The organism is uncultured Bifidobacterium sp., from assembly GCF_945269915.1.
GTDB lineage: Bacteria > Actinomycetota > Actinomycetes > Actinomycetales > Bifidobacteriaceae > Bombiscardovia > Bombiscardovia indica.
Genome location: NZ_CALYOY010000008.1, coordinates 12,323 through 30,097, shown reverse-complemented (window position 1 = coordinate 30,097; position 17,775 = coordinate 12,323). Strand labels below are relative to the sequence as shown.

16 protein-coding genes are annotated in these 17,775 nt (G+C 64.0%); 15 read left to right on the top strand and 1 reads right to left on the bottom strand.

Features of this window, described 5'->3' with window-relative positions; translation table 11 throughout:
* The first annotated feature begins 16 nt into the window (after positions 1-16).
* The 11 genes from Q0K62_RS02615 (at position 17) to Q0K62_RS02565 (ending at position 11,450) form a co-directional block, all read left to right on the top strand.
* Positions 17-781: an ABC transporter permease gene (locus Q0K62_RS02615; protein WP_297316421.1), complete on the top strand. Its 765-nt coding sequence runs from the start codon at positions 17-19 to the stop codon at positions 779-781.
* Positions 782-867: 86 nt separating this feature from the next.
* The gene (locus tag Q0K62_RS02610; protein WP_297316420.1) at positions 868-1,527 is read left to right on the top strand and encodes a response regulator transcription factor; all 660 of its coding nucleotides are present in this window, start codon (positions 868-870) and stop codon (positions 1,525-1,527) included.
* A 38-nt stretch (positions 1,528-1,565) separates the two neighbouring features.
* Positions 1,566-2,912: a HAMP domain-containing sensor histidine kinase gene (locus tag Q0K62_RS02605; RefSeq protein ID WP_297316419.1), complete on the top strand. Its 1,347-nt coding sequence runs from the start codon at positions 1,566-1,568 to the stop codon at positions 2,910-2,912.
* A gap of 70 nt (positions 2,913-2,982) precedes the next feature.
* Positions 2,983-3,888, top strand: coding sequence for a site-specific tyrosine recombinase XerD (xerD, locus tag Q0K62_RS02600; protein ID WP_297316451.1), 906 nt, complete (start codon positions 2,983-2,985; stop codon positions 3,886-3,888).
* A 339-nt stretch (positions 3,889-4,227) separates the two neighbouring features.
* Positions 4,228-5,067, top strand: coding sequence for an AAA family ATPase (locus Q0K62_RS02595; protein WP_297316418.1), 840 nt, complete (start codon positions 4,228-4,230; stop codon positions 5,065-5,067).
* A gap of 8 nt (positions 5,068-5,075) precedes the next feature.
* Positions 5,076-5,903: a segregation/condensation protein A gene (locus Q0K62_RS02590; RefSeq protein ID WP_297316417.1), complete on the top strand. Its 828-nt coding sequence runs from the start codon at positions 5,076-5,078 to the stop codon at positions 5,901-5,903.
* 17 nt (positions 5,904-5,920) lie between these two features.
* Positions 5,921-6,628: an SMC-Scp complex subunit ScpB gene (scpB, locus tag Q0K62_RS02585; RefSeq protein WP_297316450.1), complete on the top strand. Its 708-nt coding sequence runs from the start codon at positions 5,921-5,923 to the stop codon at positions 6,626-6,628.
* 117 nt (positions 6,629-6,745) lie between these two features.
* Positions 6,746-8,665: a translational GTPase TypA gene (gene typA / locus Q0K62_RS02580; protein ID WP_297316416.1), complete on the top strand. Its 1,920-nt coding sequence runs from the start codon at positions 6,746-6,748 to the stop codon at positions 8,663-8,665.
* Positions 8,666-8,719: 54 nt separating this feature from the next.
* Complete coding sequence (locus Q0K62_RS02575; RefSeq protein WP_297316415.1) at positions 8,720-9,271, top strand: alcohol dehydrogenase; 552 nt, start codon at positions 8,720-8,722, stop codon at positions 9,269-9,271.
* The gene (locus Q0K62_RS02570) at positions 9,268-10,287 is read left to right on the top strand and encodes a prephenate dehydratase domain-containing protein (RefSeq protein WP_297316414.1); all 1,020 of its coding nucleotides are present in this window, start codon (positions 9,268-9,270) and stop codon (positions 10,285-10,287) included. The genes Q0K62_RS02575 and Q0K62_RS02570 overlap by 4 nt, the downstream gene beginning before the upstream one ends.
* 98 nt (positions 10,288-10,385) lie before the next feature.
* On the top strand, positions 10,386-11,450 hold the full coding sequence (locus tag Q0K62_RS02565; protein WP_297316449.1) for a prephenate dehydrogenase/arogenate dehydrogenase family protein: 1,065 nt from the start codon (positions 10,386-10,388) through the stop codon (positions 11,448-11,450).
* A gap of 20 nt (positions 11,451-11,470) precedes the next feature.
* Here Q0K62_RS02565 and Q0K62_RS02560 read toward each other — a convergent pair whose 3' ends face one another.
* Entirely contained in the window at positions 11,471-11,776 is a 306-nt protein-coding gene (locus Q0K62_RS02560; RefSeq protein ID WP_297316413.1) for a DUF6725 family protein, read from the bottom strand.
* Between the two features lie 71 nt (positions 11,777-11,847).
* On the opposite strand from Q0K62_RS02560, the gene Q0K62_RS02555 reads away from it, so the two are divergent.
* The 4 genes from Q0K62_RS02555 (at position 11,848) to Q0K62_RS02540 (ending at position 17,768) form a co-directional block, all read left to right on the top strand.
* Positions 11,848-12,906 (top strand): tyrosine recombinase XerC, encoded by a 1,059-nt coding sequence (locus Q0K62_RS02555; protein ID WP_297316412.1) that lies wholly within the window; start codon positions 11,848-11,850, stop codon positions 12,904-12,906.
* A gap of 218 nt (positions 12,907-13,124) precedes the next feature.
* Positions 13,125-14,786: an ABC transporter substrate-binding protein gene (locus Q0K62_RS02550; RefSeq protein ID WP_297316411.1), complete on the top strand. Its 1,662-nt coding sequence runs from the start codon at positions 13,125-13,127 to the stop codon at positions 14,784-14,786.
* 152 nt (positions 14,787-14,938) lie between these two features.
* Positions 14,939-16,594 carry an ABC transporter substrate-binding protein gene (locus Q0K62_RS02545; RefSeq protein WP_297316410.1) on the top strand — a complete coding sequence of 552 codons (1,656 nt, stop codon included), beginning with the start codon at positions 14,939-14,941 and terminating at the stop codon, positions 16,592-16,594.
* Positions 16,595-16,841: 247 nt separating this feature from the next.
* Entirely contained in the window at positions 16,842-17,768 is a 927-nt protein-coding gene (locus tag Q0K62_RS02540) for an ABC transporter permease (RefSeq protein ID WP_297316409.1), read from the top strand.
* Positions 17,769-17,775 lie beyond the last annotated feature (7 nt).

Here is a 17,775-nt window from a genome sequence, read left to right as displayed (position 1 = left end):
CTCATCGGGTCCCCTCATGACCCTGATCGGGTCGATCAGGGCGGAGGTCATACGGCAGCGGCATTCCCGCCTTTCCGTCGTCCTGATTGGGTTCGCCCTGGGTGGGGTCCTGATCTTCCTGGGGTATTACTCATTCGTCACCTACGATCCCTGGTCGGAGGTGACGGTCTATCTGGAACTGGTGGGTGGCGTCATTCCCCTGGTGGTGGGGCTGGTCTGCGGGTTCGTGGCCGAGCGGGAGCTCCAGGCCGGTGGCTACGCCGCCCTCCTGTCCCTGCCTTCACGCCGTCTGGCCTTGGCGGGGGTCATGATCCAGATGGAGATGCTCTATGTCCTGGTGGCCTTGGTCTCGGTGGGCCCCTTCGCCCTGGGCATGGCCCTCTGGGGGCAGAACCCCCTGAGTATGGGGCTTTGGTTGCAGGTCCTCCTGGGTCTCATCCTGGGTGGTGCCGCACTGATTCCCCTGACCATGGTGATAGCCCTTGCCTGGGGGCGTCAGTTCGGTATCCTGACGGGGGTCCTGGGCAGTCTTCTGGGCTATCTCCTCCAGACCGGTCTGGGCGATCGGATCTGGTGGTTCCTCCCGCCGGCCCTGCCCTCCCACCTGTCAGCAGGTGTCCCGGCCCTGGCGGATGCCGGCCGTCTGGCCCAGGGAGCTATGGATGGCTACCGTACAGTACAGGGGCTGGGATGGGTGATGAGTATCGTACTTGCGCTACTTTCCTGGGTGCTGGCCATGGTCTGGGTGGCCGCCTTCCAACCCGGCCGAGGTCGGAGGTGATGGGATGATGGGGGTGTACAGGCAGCTTACGGACAGCGGGTCAGACCGGACCCGAAGGTGTTGCGAGCCGGGAAAGGGGACCATCCATGGCCAGGATCCTTGCGGTGGATGACGAAGAGTCCATCCTGGACGCCATCCGCATCGGGCTGGGCAAGGAGGGCCATCAGGTCACCACGATCCAGGATCCCCGGAAGGTCGACATGCCCCATCTGGACTATTTCGACCTGATCCTGCTGGATATCATGATGCCGGGAATGGATGGGTTCGAGCTGGTCACGCGGCTCAGGAGGGCCACCAGCGTTCCCATCGTCTTTCTGACGGCCCGGACAGACCAGGCCGATCTGGTCCGAGGTCTGGGGCTGGGGGCTGACGACTACCTGACCAAGCCCTTTCACCTGGCTGAGCTCCGCGCACGGGTCGATGCCCACCTGCGCAGGGAGCACCGCGGGCGCTCGGAGCTGCTGACACTGGGGGAGATCCGCTTCGACCTGTCGGCCAAGGAGCTCTCCTGCGGGGAGCGGGTCATGGACCTGACGCCGACCGAGTATGCCATCTGTGAGTTCCTGGCCCTCAACCGGGGTCACGTCTACTCCAAGGAACAGATACACCAGGCGGTCTTCGGCCTGGACGCACGTGGAGACCCGTCCGCGGTGGCCACCCACATCGCCAACATCAGGGCCAAGTTCCAGGCGGTGGGGGAGGCACCCATCCAGACCAGGTGGGGGGTGGGGTACCTGTGGCAGTGAGCGGGACTTCCTCGACCCGACGGCAGGGCGGGAGAGGGTTGAATACGATTCTGGGCTGGTTCCTGGTCCTTTTCATCGCCGCGGAGGCCCTTGGTCTGGCCCTGCCCCTTCTGTGTATCGATGCGGTCGGCACCGGGGTGATCCTTCCTGCGGACGCCTGTGAGGAATCGGTCGGCGAGTACACCCGGACCCTGATGGACGGCGGCGCCTTCCGGCCCGGCGACCTCCCCTCCTGCAGCACATACATGGAGCTGGACAAGGATCTCCATGTACGCTCGTCCGATATGGATGCCGGCAGTCGCAGCCGGATCCTGGACCGGATCTCAAGCAACGGCCTGAACCCGATGGGTACCTTCGTCGTGGTCCCCCGTGACGGGGGCTACCTGGTGATCGCCTACCAGATCGGTGCCCGCTACGCCAGGGATGATCTGAACAGGAGACTTCCCTCCCCGGAGACCGTTCTGAAGCTGTGGATGGCCTTGAACGGCATCCTGGTGGCTCTGGTCGCCATCATTCTGCTGGGCCGGTACCTGCGTCGGGGCGTGGAACCCATGGACCGGGCCGTGGAGCAGATAAGCTCCGGGAATCTGGATTTTTCCGTCGGTTCCTCCACTGTCCGTGAGTTCGATCAGGTCCTGGGGTCGATGGAGGTCATGAGGGCCAATCTGCGTTCCTCCCTGGAAAGCCAGTGGAGGCTTCAGGAGGAGGGGAGACGGCGGACGGCGGCCCTGGCCCATGACTTGAAGACCCCGCTGACCGGAATCGCCTGCTGGGCCGATCTCCTCGGGGAGACGGACCTGGATGCCGACCAGTCAGACTACCTTTCCCGATTGGTCAAGGATGAGGGGAGGATGGAGGACCTGACCGCCTCCCTGATTCAGTCCTCCCTGGATGAAACTGGGAGGGGGCCGGACAAGAGGCCCTGCAAGCTGGGTGAAATAGTGGATAAGGTCACCGATCTTGTCCGGGCCCAGGTGAAGGCCAAGGCCATCAGCTTGGAGGTGAAAAGCCCGACGGACCTTGATGTGGACCTGGATCCGGCCCTTACCGTCCAGGCCCTCGGCAACGTGCTGGTCAACGCTGTGGAGCACACACCCCGCCGGGGCAGCATCCGTCTTGGGGCGGCGATCGGGGACCATCCAAGACGGTTGGTCCTCGCCGTGGAGGACAGCGGGCCCGGCTTCACCCGCCAGGACCTGGAGCTGGCCACCGAGCAGTCCTACATGGGCGACCCCAGCAGGTCCGGCCGTCACTTCGGGCTCGGTCTGAGCGTGGCCAAACGTGATGCCCAGGTGCAGTCGGGCGGCATCACCCTGGGCAGGTCCGACGACCTGGGCGGGGCCATGGTCTCCCTCTGCTTCGGCCTGGAGGAAGAGGCAGGCTAGAATACCGCCTATGACCAGCGAGCGCGGGCGGAACAGGAGGGCATCGGTCCCTGTCGACCTTCCGGTGGGGATGGCTGACCTTCTGGATCAGTTCCTGGCCTATACGGGTGTGGAACGCGGCCTGGCCCCGGCCACTGTCAAGGCATACCGGTCTGACCTGACCATGTATGCGGGCTGGCTGGCCGACCGGGGCATCAGGAGCCTGGACCAGGTGGGGAAGGACGATGTGGAGGCCTTCCTGGCCTGGTTGTCTTCCGAGAGCTCGGCCAGCCGGTCCCGTCGCCTGGCGGCGGTCCACGAGTGGCACCGCTTCGCCCTCCAACAGGGGGCCATCCAAGAGGACGTGTCTCGGGGGGTCAGGGCGCCCAAGGGGGTTTCCTCCCTGCCCGATGTGCTCACCGTTGACCAGGTCGCCGGCCTCCTGGACGCGGCCGCCATGGGAGGGTCCAAGGATCCGGTCGTCCTCAGGGACAAGGCCCTGCTTGAATTCATGTACGCCACCGGGTGCCGGGTGTCGGAGGCCGTGGGGACCGACCTGGACGACCTGGATCTGGATGAGCATGTGGTCCGCCTGACCGGCAAGGGGGACAAACAGCGTCTGGTTCCGGTAGGCTCCTACGCCTGCCGGGCCCTGGAATCCTACCTGAACCTCGGACGTCCCGACCTGCAGGGCCGTGCCTCCAAGGGACGTGAGCCGAGTGCGGTCTTCCTCAACAAGCGCGGAAAGCGTCTGACCAGGCAGTCCGTCTGGCAGATTGTCCGCGATGCCGGTGAGCGGGCGGGAATCCAACGTCCCCTTCACCCCCACACGCTCCGTCATTCCTTCGCGACACATCTGATCGAGGGGGGGGCCGATGTCAGATCCGTCCAGGAGCTTCTGGGCCATTCCTCGGTGACCACCACGCAGATCTATACCCATGTCAGCCCCCAGGGCCTGATCGAGGCCTACCAGACGGCCCATCCCCGAGCGCTTTGACCTCCTCCGGTAGCCGGTGGGTAATGCCGATTGACTGCGCCCGTCCCCGGGCGCTTCGGATTCTTTGACCGGAACATTGCCACTGGTGTCTTTTCCGGTGCCCATCCCGCGAATATGGAGATGCCCATTCCGCGATTGCGTGGCCCTGGGCGGGGTTACGTCCAGAATGCCACGGTTTCGCGCCAATCATCTGTTCTTGTGGACTCTGAGCCGGATGAGGGTGCCAGGGGCCGGACCATCCATTTTCCGACGGGCGTTCGGACACATCGACATCCGCGTCGGGCCCATCGACAAGCCCGTCCTATGGGGATGTTTCCGGGATGTTGGTAGTCTAGAGACATGCCTACGGATTTGTTAGGGCGCGAATATGAGACCTTCGCAGCCCCTGAGCCTTTGAAACAACACGGACCGGCCCGTGTCATAGCCCTGTGCAACCAGAAGGGCGGCGTGGGCAAGACCACCTCATCCATCAACATAGCCGGGGCGCTGAGCCTGTACGGGCGCAGGGTCCTGATCGTGGATTTCGACCCCCAGGGGGCCGCCACGGTCGGGCTGGGCATCAACGCCAACAGTGTGGACAACACCATCTACACGGCAATGTTCGATTCCTCCCTGGATGTGCATGATGTGGTCCACCACACCCGCTTCCCCGGGCTGGACATCATCCCCGCCAACATCGACCTTTCCGCGGCGGAGATCCAGCTGGTCAGCGAGGTGGGGCGTGAGCAGGCCCTGGCTTCGACCATCCGGCCCCTGCGCAGGGAGTACGATGCCATCATCATCGATTGTCAGCCCTCCCTGGGCCTCCTGACCGTCAATGCCCTGACGGCGGCGGACGGTGTGGTCATCCCGGTGGCGGCCGAGTTCTTCGCCCTGCGTGGTGTGGCCCTGCTCATGCAGTCCATCGAGAAGGTCCAGAGCAGGATCAACCCGGACCTGAAGGTATACGGGGTCCTGGTCACCATGTACACCCGCACCCTCCATTCGGAAGAGGTCCTCCAGCGCATATACGAGGCCTTCGAGGGGAAGGTCCTCCATTCCATCATCTCCCGGTCCATCAAGCTGCCCGATGCCACGGTGGCCGGCGAACCCATCACCATGTTCTCCCCTGAACACAAGACCTCCAAGGAGTACCGGGAGGTCGCCAGGGAACTGATAGCCCGCGGCATCGTGGCGTGAAGGGGGCCGTGACGGAACCGTCCCTGGAGGCCCTGGACCGCCGTGGCGACGGGTTCTCGGTGGACCTGGATGTGTACCAGGGTCCCTTCGATGTGCTCCTGAGCCTCCTGGCCAACAGGAAGCTGGAACTGACCGAGGTCTCACTGGCTTCGGTGACCGGCGAGTTTCTGGCCTATGTCAACACCCTGGATTTCCGGACCAGCATGGACCAGGCCAGTTCCTTCCTCGATGTGGCCTCGGTCCTGGTGGAGGCCAAGAGCGCAGCCCTCCTCCCGGTCGAGGATGAGACCCTGCGTGACCAGGCCTCCATGGAGGCCCTGAGGGAGCGTGACCTCCTCTTCGCACGCCTCCTGCAGTATCGGGCCTTCAAGGAGGCCGGGCAGGATTTCCGGGCCATGCTGGCGGCCAACTCGGGCAGGTACGTCCATCCGGGGCGTCCGGACGATGACCTGGCCAGCCTCCTGCCGGACCTGGAATGGGCAACCAGCCCCCAGGATCTGGCCCTTCTGGCGGCTACCGCCCTGGCCAATGCCCCCGTATCCCAGGTTTCCCTGGGGCAGCTCCACGTGCCCCTGGTGAATCTCAACCAGCAGGCCGACCTGGTCCGAACGGCCCTCCTGGACAAGCCTGGCCGGCCCGTGGCCTTCGCCTCCATCATCGCCACGGCCAGGGGGAACCTGGAGGTTGTGGCCAGGTTCCTGGCTGTTCTGGTCTACTTCAAGCAGCAGCTGATCCAGTACAAGCAGGAGGGCCCCTATGAGCCGCTCTACCTGCGTTGGGTGGGCAGCACCGATGCCGAGGACCTGAGGCAGATCAGTGAGGGGGACTTCGCATGATTCAGGACAGCAGGCAGATGCGCACGGATGAAAAACCGGGGGAGGAGGGGCAGGTTCCCTCAACCCACCCCGATACCCGACCCGAGTATGTCGACTTCGACGTGGACGATTTTCCCGGTGGCCTGGCCGCCTGCATGGAGGCCATACTGATGGCCACGGACCAGCCCCTGACCAGTCAGGACTTCTCGCGGGTCCTGGCCGTAGAGCCCGACCAGGCCCAGGAGGCCCTGCAGGCCCTGGCCGATTCCTACCAGGGACGGGGGTTCGAACTCAGGCAGACCGCCCGGGGTTGGCAGTTGGTCAGCCGACCCGACTACCTACCGGTTGTGGCCGCCTTCGTCAAGGATGGGCAGACGGCCAGACTCTCTCAGGCCGCCCTGGAGGCCTTGGCCATCGTGGCCTACCGGCAGCCCGTGACCCGCTCCGGGGTGGGGCAGATCCGTGGGGTCAACTCCGATGGGGTCATCCGTTCCCTTCTGGTTCGCGGACTGATTCGCGAGGAGGGGGCCGACCCGGTCACCCATGCAGCCCTTCTGGTCACCACCGGGATCTTCCTGGAGAAGATGGGGCTGAATTCCTTGGAGGAGCTGCCCTCGCTGGCCCCCTTCCTGCCCGATGAGGAGTCGGCATTGGCCCAGGTCCAGGAGGCCCTGCCGCAGGGTGCGGTCCAGGCGGGTTCCGCCCAGGGTGAGGGTCTGCCTGCGCCTGTCAGCAAAGACGATTAGTATTGTCTCTGTTTGTCCGATTTTTCGGCCATGCCAGTCTGGGGGTCATCGGTGGCTGTCTATACAGTCCTGCCCCCGGCGGCATGATATGAAGCATTCAACGAGAATGAGGTTTTGATGGCGGTACGCGGCGATATACGAAATGTTGCGATTGTGGCACACGTTGATCACGGCAAGACCACCCTGGTCAACGCCATGCTCCAGCAGTCGCACGTCTTCTCCGATCGTGAGGAGGTGCCCGACCGGGTCATGGATTCCAACGACCTGGAGCGCGAGAAGGGCATCACGATCCTGGCCAAGAACACCGCCGTCAAGTACACCGGTCCCCTGGCTCCCAAGCTGGGACAGCCCGACGGCATCACCATCAACGTCGTCGACACCCCAGGTCACGCCGATTTCGGCGGCGAGGTGGAGCGCGGCATCTCCATGGTCGACGGTGTCGTCCTCCTGGTCGACGCCTCCGAGGGCCCCCTGCCCCAGACCCGTTTCGTCCTGCGCAAGGCCCTGGAGGCCAAGCTGCCCGTCATCCTGGTCATCAACAAGACCGACCGTCCCGATGCCCGCATTTCCGAGGTTGTCTCCGAGTCCACCGATCTCCTCCTCGGCCTGGCCCAGGATGTGAGCGAGGAGGGTGTGGACCTGGACCTGGACTCCCTTCTTGACTTGCCCGTCATCTACTGCGCGGCCAAGGCCGGCAAGGCCTCGGTCAACCAGCCCGAAGATGGCGGCCTGCCCGACAACGACGATCTGGAACCCCTCTTCGAGTCCATCCTGACCAACATACCGGCCCCCGAATATGAGGAGGGCGCCCCCCTCCAGGCCCATGTGACCAACATCGACGCCTCGGACTATCTGGGTCGTCTGGGTCTGGTCCGCATCTACAACGGCAACCTGATCAAGGGCAGGCAGTACGGGCTCTCCCGCGTGGACGGGTCCATCGAGAACTTCAAACTGACCGAGATCCTGCGCACCAAGGGCCTGGAGCGTTTCCCCGTGGATGAGGCCGGACCCGGCGACATCGTGGCCGTTGCCGGGGTCGACGACATCATGATCGGCGAGACCATCGTTGATAAGAGCGACCCCAAGCCCCTGCCCCTGATCCACGTGGACGACCCGGCCGTCTCCATGACCTTCGCCACCAATGATTCCCCCCTGGCCGGCACCGAGGGCAAGGACCACAAGCTGACGGCCCGCATGCTCAAGGACCGTCTGGACCGTGAGCTGATCGGCAACGTCTCCATCAAGGTCCTGTCCACCGACCGCCCCGACGCCTGGGAGGTCCAGGGCCGTGGTGAGCTGGCCCTGGCCGTCCTGGCCGAGCAGATGCGTCGTGAGGGCTACGAGCTGACCGTGGGCCGTCCCCAGGTGGTCACCAGGACCGTGGACGGGAAGGTCCAGGAGCCCATGGAGGCCGATACCATCGACGTGCCCGAGGAGTACATGGGTGCCGTCACCCAGCTCATGGCCGACCGTAAGGGCCGGATGGACACCATGACCAACCATGGATCGGGCTGGGTGAGGATGGAGTTCACCGTCCCCTCCCGTGGTCTCCTCGGCTTCCGCACCGCCCTCCTGACCGCCACGCGCGGTACCGGCATCTCCTCGTCCATATCGGCCGGGTACGCCCCCTGGGCCGGGGAGATCAAGACCCGCCAGAACGGGTCCATGGTCTCGGACCGCTCCGGCAAGGCCAGCCCCTATGCCATGCAGAAGCTCCAGGCGCGCGGCGACTTCTTCGTCGAGCCCCAGTCCCCGGTCTACGAGGGACAGATCGTCGGCATCAACAACAAGCCCGGTGACCTGGACATCAACATCACCCTGGAGAAGCACATGACCAATATGCGCTCCGCAACGGCCGATGTGCTGGAGACCCTGACCCCTCCCATCCAGATGAGCCTGGAGGAGTCCCTGGACTTCGCCAACGACGACGAGTGCGTCGAGGTGACCCCCGAATCCATCCGTGTGCGCAAGATCATCCTTGATCGTGACGCCTGGTACAAGTGGAACGCCCGTCAGCGCCGCGCCAACAAGAAGTGACACGGGCCGACCCGGCCGCAGCGCTGGTGACCGGATCGTACTAGGCTGATTCCCATGGCGAAACAGCATGATGAGACCCATGCCGGTATCGAGGCTGCCAGTGGGGCACAGCAGGTGACCAGGCGTCAGGTGATACGACCCAGTCGGTATCTCCTGGCCCTGGTCATTGGCGTTCTGGTGGGCATCCTGGGCACCCTGGTCCAGCGTTCCGGAGCGGCCGCCGGCATCCCCTGGGGGATGATTCTGGCTTACATCCTGGTGGCCCTGGCCTCCTGGCGGGTCCGCAATGATTCCGGCACCCTGGGCCTCTCCCTGCACCTGGTGGCCTCCACGGTGGTGGTCTGGCTCCTCTCCATGAGGGGACCGGGTGGGGACGTGCTCATGCCCTACGCCGACTTTCCGGGTTTCTTCGCCAAGTACGCCGTCTTCCTCTGGATGGGAGGACTGGTTCTGATTCAGTTCCTGGCCCTCTGCCTGCCCCGGTCCCTGTTCGATGATGGTCTGATCAAGGAGTGGCCGGCAAGGGGTGGGGCGGAGGCCGCAGACACAGCCCCGGAAACAGGGGAGACCCTGGCCGCTTCCTCCACCGGGGAACCCCGCGCATGAGCACCGGTCAGACTTCCCGGGTCGACCTGTATTATCTGGGCCCCCAGGGGTCCTTCACCCACCAGGCCGCCGTCGAGTCATCGGCTTGCATCGGGCCGGCCCTGGGCAGGCAGGTGACCCTGGTCCCCTGCGACCGGGCCACCCGGATCGTCGATGCGGTCGAGGCCGGGAGGGGTTGGGGGATCATCGCCTGGGAGAACAATGTCGAGGGGCATGTCATCCCCAACATGGACGCCCTGATCGACTCCACCAACGTGGCCGGATTCGGCAGGACCGGCCTTTCCATCGTCTTCGATGCCTTTGTGCGTCCCGACCATGGGGACCTGACTACGATCAGCGCCCACCCCCATGGCCTGGCCCAGTGCAGGGAGTTCATCCGCAGCACCGGATTGAGGGAGGAGGCCGCCTCCTCCAATGCCGCCGCCTGCCGTGACCTGAGGCGGGACCAGGTGGCCCTGGGACCCAGGATCTGCGGGTCCCTGTATGGGCTGGAGACCCGCAGGAGCGCTGTCCAGGACTACCGGGGCGCCCGTACGGACTTCCTGCTCCTGGCCCCCAGGGGGGAGGCCGCCGGTCTGGCCAGGGCCATGTTCGGCCAGCCGGAGCCGTGCGGGCAGGGTGACGCCGAGAACGGTGCCCGTTCCGGCAGCCATCGTGAATTCGAGTCCATCGTCACCTTCATCCCCCTCCACACCGGGTCGGGTGTGCTGGCCGACCTCCTGGACAGACTTCGGGATACCGGCCTGAACATGACCTCCTTCATGTCCCGCCCCATCAAGGGGAACGACGGGACCTACAGCTTCATCGCCACCATCGACGCGGCACCCTGGGAGCCTTCCCTGGGGGGTGTCATGCAGGACTTGCTGGACCGGGGCGACTGGATCAAGACCCTGGCCGTCTACCCCAGGCGGGAGCGGCCCGATCCACCCGTTTTGGACTGGATGCTGCCCAGGGCAGGGGCCTGGATGGAGCGCCACCTGGATAAGCCAGGGATTGATAAGGAGTTGCTATGGTAAAGGACCAGCGTTCACAGGCGGAACCGGTATCCGAATCAGGCCGGGTCGATGGCGACGACCTCCGGACGGGGTCGGATGCCATGCACCCCATGGCGGGTATGGCCGCCTCGCCCATCCTGACCTCGGCCCACAAGATCGCCGTGGCCGGACTGGGGTTGATCGGCGGCTCCCTGGCCAGGCGATTGGTCCGTCATGGCCGCTTCGTCGTGGCCTGGAACCATACGGACCGACCCTTTGAGGCGGCCCGGGCCGAGGGAATCCGGTGTGTGGAGACCCTGGAGGACCTGGCCAAGGGCAAACCCGACGTCCTGATCCTGGCCACTCCGCTCCGGGCCATGCCGGAGATGCTGGGACGGCTGGCCCCGGTCCTGACCCGGGGAACCACTCTGACCGATGTGGGCAGTGTCAAGGGACTGGTCCGTCAGCAGGTCCAGGAGGCCGGTCTGGCCGACCGGTATGTGGGGGCCCATCCGATGGCCGGCAGCGAGTTCTCCGGTTACGAGGCCTCCGACCCGAACCTCCTGGAGGGGGCGCTCTGGGCCCTTACCGTGGACGAATACACCGATTATGGACGTTTCCTGACTGTGGCCGACACAGTCACCCAGGGCCTGGGGAACCGCCTGATCGTCCTGGATGATCAGACCCACGACCGGGCGGCCGCCCTGATCTCCCACATGCCCCATGTGGTGGCCACGGCCCTGGCCAACCTTCTGGTGGACTCGGATGACAGGAATGTGGCGGCCGCCCTGGCCGCCGGGTCCTGGCGCGACATGACCAGGGTGGCCCTGACCGATCCGGACCGGACCGAGGCCATGGTGGACGAGGACGCCGACCAGGTCGCCGGTCTCCTGGACGATATGGCTGCAAGATTGACCGATATGGCCGGCAGCCTCCGGGGCGGGGATGACCGGGACAGGGCAGGCATCCATGGCTTCTTCAGCCGGGCTCAGCCTTTCAGGGACTATAAGGCCGCCCTGGCCTCTGATCGGGTCCAGGCGGAACCGGCCGGTACCGACAGCCAGTCGGCCAGGTCGGACCTGACCCTGACCGATAAGGGTTGGCGGTCAGAGCTTCTGGACTCCGCCCGCAGGGGTCAGGAGGTCGAATCCTTCCTGACCACCCACCTGGCCAGGGTCATCCAACTGCCCAGGGTCGGTGACTGAGTCCGGCTTCCATATCCGATTCAGTTCCGGGCAGGGTCACCGGCATCCTGTCTTCCTGGTCTGTTCCCGTCATGATGCCCCAGGGGGTATGTCCGTTCCGGAATGGGTTTGATGCGGATGATGCAGACGGCAGGCAGCCGTACCTCCTGGCCCTCTCTCGACCCGTTGGCGGCGGGATCCCGGTTCAGGACCAGGCTGGTCCCGTCCCAGGAGATGACGTGGCCTAGGTAGTCGCGGAACTTGAGGCGTCCATCCTCGGGGTCGCGTCCCTCCACTGTCCTGACCACAACGCGGACTCCGGACGGTATCTCTTCTGGCAAGGGCATGGTCCACCTCCGGGAACAGTATATGCGGCCCCACCCCGGGTAGACTTGGTGGGGCGGACGGGAGGTTTCAGGTGGCCTTTGAAGACGAACTGGACGGGTATGTGCGCTACCTGGACCAGGTCCAGGGCAGGAGCCCCAACACGGTGCGTTCCTACCGGACCGACGTGGCCTCCTTCCTTCATCTGATGGACCTGCGTGGCATCACCGAACTGAATGCCATAGACCTTCCTGCCCTGCGCTCCTGGCTGGCCCATGAGGCCAGATCCCACGCCCGGTCGACCATGGCCCGAAAGACGGCCGCCATCCGTTCCTTTTTTGTCTACCTGGCCGATCATGGTCTGGTCGAGGTGGATCCGGCCCAGGGGTTGAAGTCCCCCAAACAGTCCGAACACCTGCCACGGATACTGACCGGGTCCCAGGCCGAGCAACTGATGGACCGGGTGGATTCGGCCCCCGTCGAGGAGGAATCGGATGAGGACCTGGCCTGCATCCTCCAACTCAGGGATGCGGCCATGCTGGAACTCCTCTATGCAACCGGGATGCGTGTGGCAGAGCTGTGCGGCCTGGACCTGGTCGACCTGAACCGTCAGTCCCGTACCGTCAAGGTCCTGGGCAAGGGGCGCAAGGAGCGGGTCGTTCCCTACGGACTTCCCGCTGAACGGGCTTTGGACGGCTGGATAGAGCGGGGCAGGCCTGAGCTGGTCGGACGTCTTGGAGACGGGCGGTCTGGCCGCGGGGCCTCTTCCGAAACAGACCATGAGGTTCTCCATACGACTGTCGGAGGGGATGCCGGGGGTGGAGAATCCGTTGACCAAGACCGCCCGGGAAGGCCCTCCCGGACTTCCGGCGATGATGTGCGGGCCCTCTTCCTGGGCGCCCGAGGACGCCGGATCGGCCAGCGTCAGGTCCGGCAGGTGGTCCACAGGGCGGCCGACCAGGCCCAGGTGCCCGACATAGCCCCGCATGCCCTGCGTCATACTGCGGCCACCCAGATGCTGGACGGGGGAGCGGACCTGCGTGAGGTCCAGGAGATGCTTGGGCATTCCTCCCTGCGGACCACCCAGCGCTACACCCATGTTTCCATCGAACAGCTACGGCAGCGATACCGGCTGGCCTTTCCCCGGGCCTGAGTCTCGGTTCCGCGGATCCCCGGTGTTACGGGGCTGGGACGGCCTGGCCCGGTCCATCGGGAGGGGGAGGTTTTTGCGAAAGGGAGGCAATCGTACGAGAATGAACGGTACTGCACGCAGATGCATCCGAGGTTTGGCCGGGGCGGCTTCCTGGGGTGGCGTGCGTGGTCATGATGGTGAATGTCCTTACCGGTTTCGGTAGGCAGGAGTGGAGTGTGATGACAAAGAGATCCGGCATGGCGCTTGTGTCGGCCGTGGCCTGTTCCCTGACCCTGGCACTGGGAGGGTGTGGCGGATCCGGCGACCCCGGCCAGGCCACCGACCATCCCCTGAACAACACGATCATCTCGGTCTATGGATGCGAACCCTCCAGGCCCCTCATTCCCAGTGACTCCGTGGATGAGTGCGGAGGGCAACTGGTTGATGCCATGTTTTCCCGTCTGGTGCGGTTTGACAGCAAGGGCAGGCCCCAGAATGACCTGGCCGCTGAAATCACCCACAATGACCGGATGACCAGGTACACGATCAAGCTGGTTGACGGGAGGTCCTTCTCGGACGGCAGCCCGATCACATCCCGCTCCTTCACCAGGGCCTGGTCCTGGGCGGCCAATGCCGCAAACAGACAGGCCGGGGCCCGCTTTTTCTCCAACATCAAAGGGTATGGGAACCTTCAGGAGTCCGACACTCCGAAGGATGCCCAGCTCTCCGGTCTCAAGGTGGTCGACGACCTGACCTTCACGGTCGACCTGACCGACCCCTCCGCCACCTTTCCCATCCAGGTGGGAACGCCGGTCTTCGCCCCCCTGCCTCATTCCTTCTACAAGGATCCCCAGGCCTTTGGTTGCAGGCCGGTTACATCCGGACCCTACAGGTTTGAAGCATGGCTTCACCGGAAGGTGGTGAAAATCCGCAGGAGCGCCACCTATACCGGCGATGCCGGAGCCAGGAACGGGGGAGTCGATTTCAGGATTTACCCGGATGCGGCAACGGCCCTGGCCGATGTACAAGCCGGTCGTCTGGATGTGATCACCACCATCCCCGCTTCGGCCCGTACGAGTTTCGTCAGTGATCCCGGGCTGCAGTCCTATAACAAGGCAGGGTCCAACCTTGAGATGCTGACCATCCCGGCCGGGGTGGAGCATTTCGGCCATGACAGGGAGGGACGTCTGCGTCGCCAGGCCATCTCCATGGCCATCGACCGGAGGTCCCTGATCGAGAAGACCATGGACAACCTGGCCCAGCAGCCCTCGGACTTTACCTCCCCGGCGATTCCCGGCTGGTCCGAGGACCTGACCGGGGAGGACCATCTGAGGTACCGGGCCGATAAGGCACGGACAACATGGGCCCAGGCCGATGCCATCAGCAAGTGGCCACAGGACAGGCCCCTGTCCCTGGTCCATACGGACGAGGGCGGCACCGAGGCCTTCTACAAGGGGATGGCCAGGTCCATCCAGAACACGCTGGGTATCCAGGTCGAGGCCAGGGCGGCCCCGACCACCGCCGATCTCCGGACCGGGTCCGAGCGGACGCAAGGCGGCCAGGCCGACTTCTTCTCCACCCTGGTCTCGCCCGATTATCCCTCTCCGGAGGCATACCTGAACCAGGAATTCGTGTCTTCCGCATCAGGACCGGGAGACGAGGGAACCCGGGCTTATGACGACCGGGGATTCAAGGATCTTCTGCACCGGGCCGCCCGCGCCCAAGGGGTCGACCAGGCCAACAGGCTCTATCAGGAGGCAGAGGAGACCCTTTTGGAGGACCTGCCCGCCATTCCCCTGTACACCCCCAACAACACCGGGGCGGGGGCCAGGAGGGTTCAGGGTCTGGTTCCGGGTTGGAAAGGATGGCCTTCCTTCTGTGACCTTTCCAAGGACCACTAGGTCCTTGATTCCGACCTCATCCGTCCGGTATGGTGGATACCCTCCTGATTATGTGGATCAATTGATCTAGAATCTGTATTCGTCGCGGGGAAGTGGACAAAATCTTCCTTCCCGCTTCGTACCAAAAGGAAACAAAAGGAAGAAGCAAGTATATGAAGAAGCAATCGGTTCTGACCATTGCGGCGGCTGGAGTGTGCTCTATGTCACTTCTGCTCAGCGCCTGCGGTGGTTCGGGCGATTCTGCCGGCAGTGCAGATGCCAAGGGTGGAAGCGACACCATGGTCAGCGTGTTCAACCCAGAGCCCGCCAACCCCCTGATCCCCAGCATGACCAATGAGGTCGGCGGCGGCAACCCCATCGACATCCTCTTCTCCAAGCTGGTGCGTTTCGACAGCAAGGGCAAGCCCAGGAACGAGATCGCCAAGGAGATCAAGGCCAACGCCGACAACACCCAGTACACCGTCACCATCAAGGACGGTTGGAAGTTCTCGGACGGTACCCCTGTCACCTCGCAGTCCTTCACCAAGGCCTGGTCCTGGGCCTCGAACGTGAACAACAAGCAGCTGGGTTCCGGCTTCTTCTCGAACATCAAGGGCTATGGGGACCTGCAGAAGGAGGGTGTCGCGGGCGACGCCCAGCTTGCCGGTCTCAAGGTGGTCGACGACAAGACCTTCACCGTCGACCTGTCCGAGCCCTCATCCACCTTCCCGATCCAGGTGGGCTATACCGCTTTCGCCCCCCTGCCCGAATCCTTCTACAAGGACACCAAGGCTTTCGGTCAGAAGCCGGTGACCGTCGGTCCTTACAAATTCAAGTCCTGGGAGCACAACAAGGCTCTGACCCTGGTCAAGGACACGAATTACAAGGGTGGCGTCGTCGTCAAGAACGGCGGAGTGGAGTTCCGCGCCTACACCGATCCGACCGCGGCCTACCGTGATGTCCAGTCCGGCCACCTGGATGTGCTCGACACCGTGCCGACCTCGGCTCGCAAGACCTTCCAGAGCGACAGCTCGGTCCAGGCCATCAACGAACCGGGTTCCGTCATCCAGATGTTCACCATCCCCACCTACATGAAGCACTTCGGTGAGGACCAGGAGGGCAAGCTGCGTCGCCGCGCCATCTCCATGGCCATCGACCGCGACCTGATCATCAAGAAGGTCCTTTCGGGCACGGGCGTGGAGGTCCATGACTTCACCTCGCCCGCCATCCCCGGATACGCCAAGAACCTGCCCGGTTCCGACGTGCTCAAGTACAACCCCAAGAAAGCCAAGGAACTGTGGGCCGAGGCCGACAAGATCAGCCCCTGGACCCAGGCCGACACCTTCAAGATGGCCTACAACGCCGACGGGTCCCACAAGGAGACCTATGACGCCGTCGCCAACTCCATCAAGAACACCCTGAACATCAATGCGGCCGGCAACCCCCTGCCCACCTTCAATGAGTTCCGCAGCAACGTCCAGGGCCGCAAGTTCACCGACTCGGCCTTCCGCTCGGGATGGCAGCCCGATTACCCCTCGCCCGAGTCCTACCTGAAGAGCAACTTCGACTCCTCCGCGGCCGATGGAAACGGATCGAACGATGGCGACTACAAGAACCCCGAATTCGACCAGCTGATGGTCAAGGCGGCCTCGGCCAAGAGCCTTGACGAGGCCAACAAGATCTATCAGCAGAGTGAGGAGATCCTCTTCAAGGACCTGCCCGCCGTGCCGCTCTACTACATGAACTCCAACGGGGTCGCCGGCAAGGACGTCAAGGGCTTCTCCTTCACATGGAAGAACACCCCCGACTACGCCAGCCTCAGCAAGTGACCTTGGCCAACGGGTACTCCCCGCCGACTCCTTGAATCGTCGGGAGGGGCCTGACGACCGGTGTGGGGAACGCAGCATCCCCCACACCGGTCGCTTCTTTCCCGGGTCGTCTCCGATGCCCATCCCCGGAACTGGGGTGGGACGCAAAAACCCTGTTAAGAGATGCTGGTAGACTCGAACAAGTATTTTTGAGGCGACCTGGTTTCAATCGAAATCCTGATCGCGGACCACAAAGGAGACAAAGCCGATGGGTAAATATCTTCTGCGACGAATTCTGCAGATGATCCCCGTCGTTCTCGGCACCACGCTCTTGATCTACGCGTTGGTCTTCGCACTCCCCGGCGACCCGGTCGCCGCCATGTTCGGAGACAAACCCGTCAACCAGGCCGTGGCGGCACAGATACGTTCGGAGTACAATCTCGACAAGCCGTTCATCGTTCAGTACGTCCTCTTCCTGAAGAACGCCCTGACCCTGAACTTCGGTAACACCTTCGCCGGCCAGCCTGTGGTCAGCGTCATCGGGAGGGCCTTCCCCGTCACCGTCAAGCTGGCGCTCATGGCCTTCGTCTTCGAGGGTGTCTTCGGGGTTATCTTCGGCATCATCGGAGGCCTGACCAAGGGCAAGTGGTCCGACAACGTCATCCTGGTCCTCTCCCTCCTGCTCATATCGGTGCCTACCTTCGTCACCGGTTTTATCCTGCAGTACCTCTTCGGTGTCAAATGGCACGTGCTGCCGGCGACGGCCGGTGCCAACCCGGGCTTCATGGACCTGCTCATGCCGGCGGTCGTCCTGGGGTCGGTCTCCATGGCCTCGATCATCAGGCTGACCAGGACCGAAATCACCTCGAACATCTCCGAGGATTACGTCCGCACGGCCCGGGCCAAGGGCATGAGCAACCGGCAGGTGATCCTGCGGCACGTCCTACGCAACTCCCTGATCCCTGTGGTCACCTATTTGGGTGCCGACATAGGCGGACTGATGGGTGGTGCCATGATCACCGAGCGAATCTTCAATATCCAAGGGGTCGGCAACACCCTCTTCCAGGCCATCCTGCGCGGGGAGGGGACCCTGGTGGTCTCCATCGTGACCATCCTGGTCATGATTTTCGTCATCTGCAGTTTGGTGGTCGACATGCTCTATGCGGTCCTCGATCCTCGTATTCGGTATGCGTGAGGGGGCC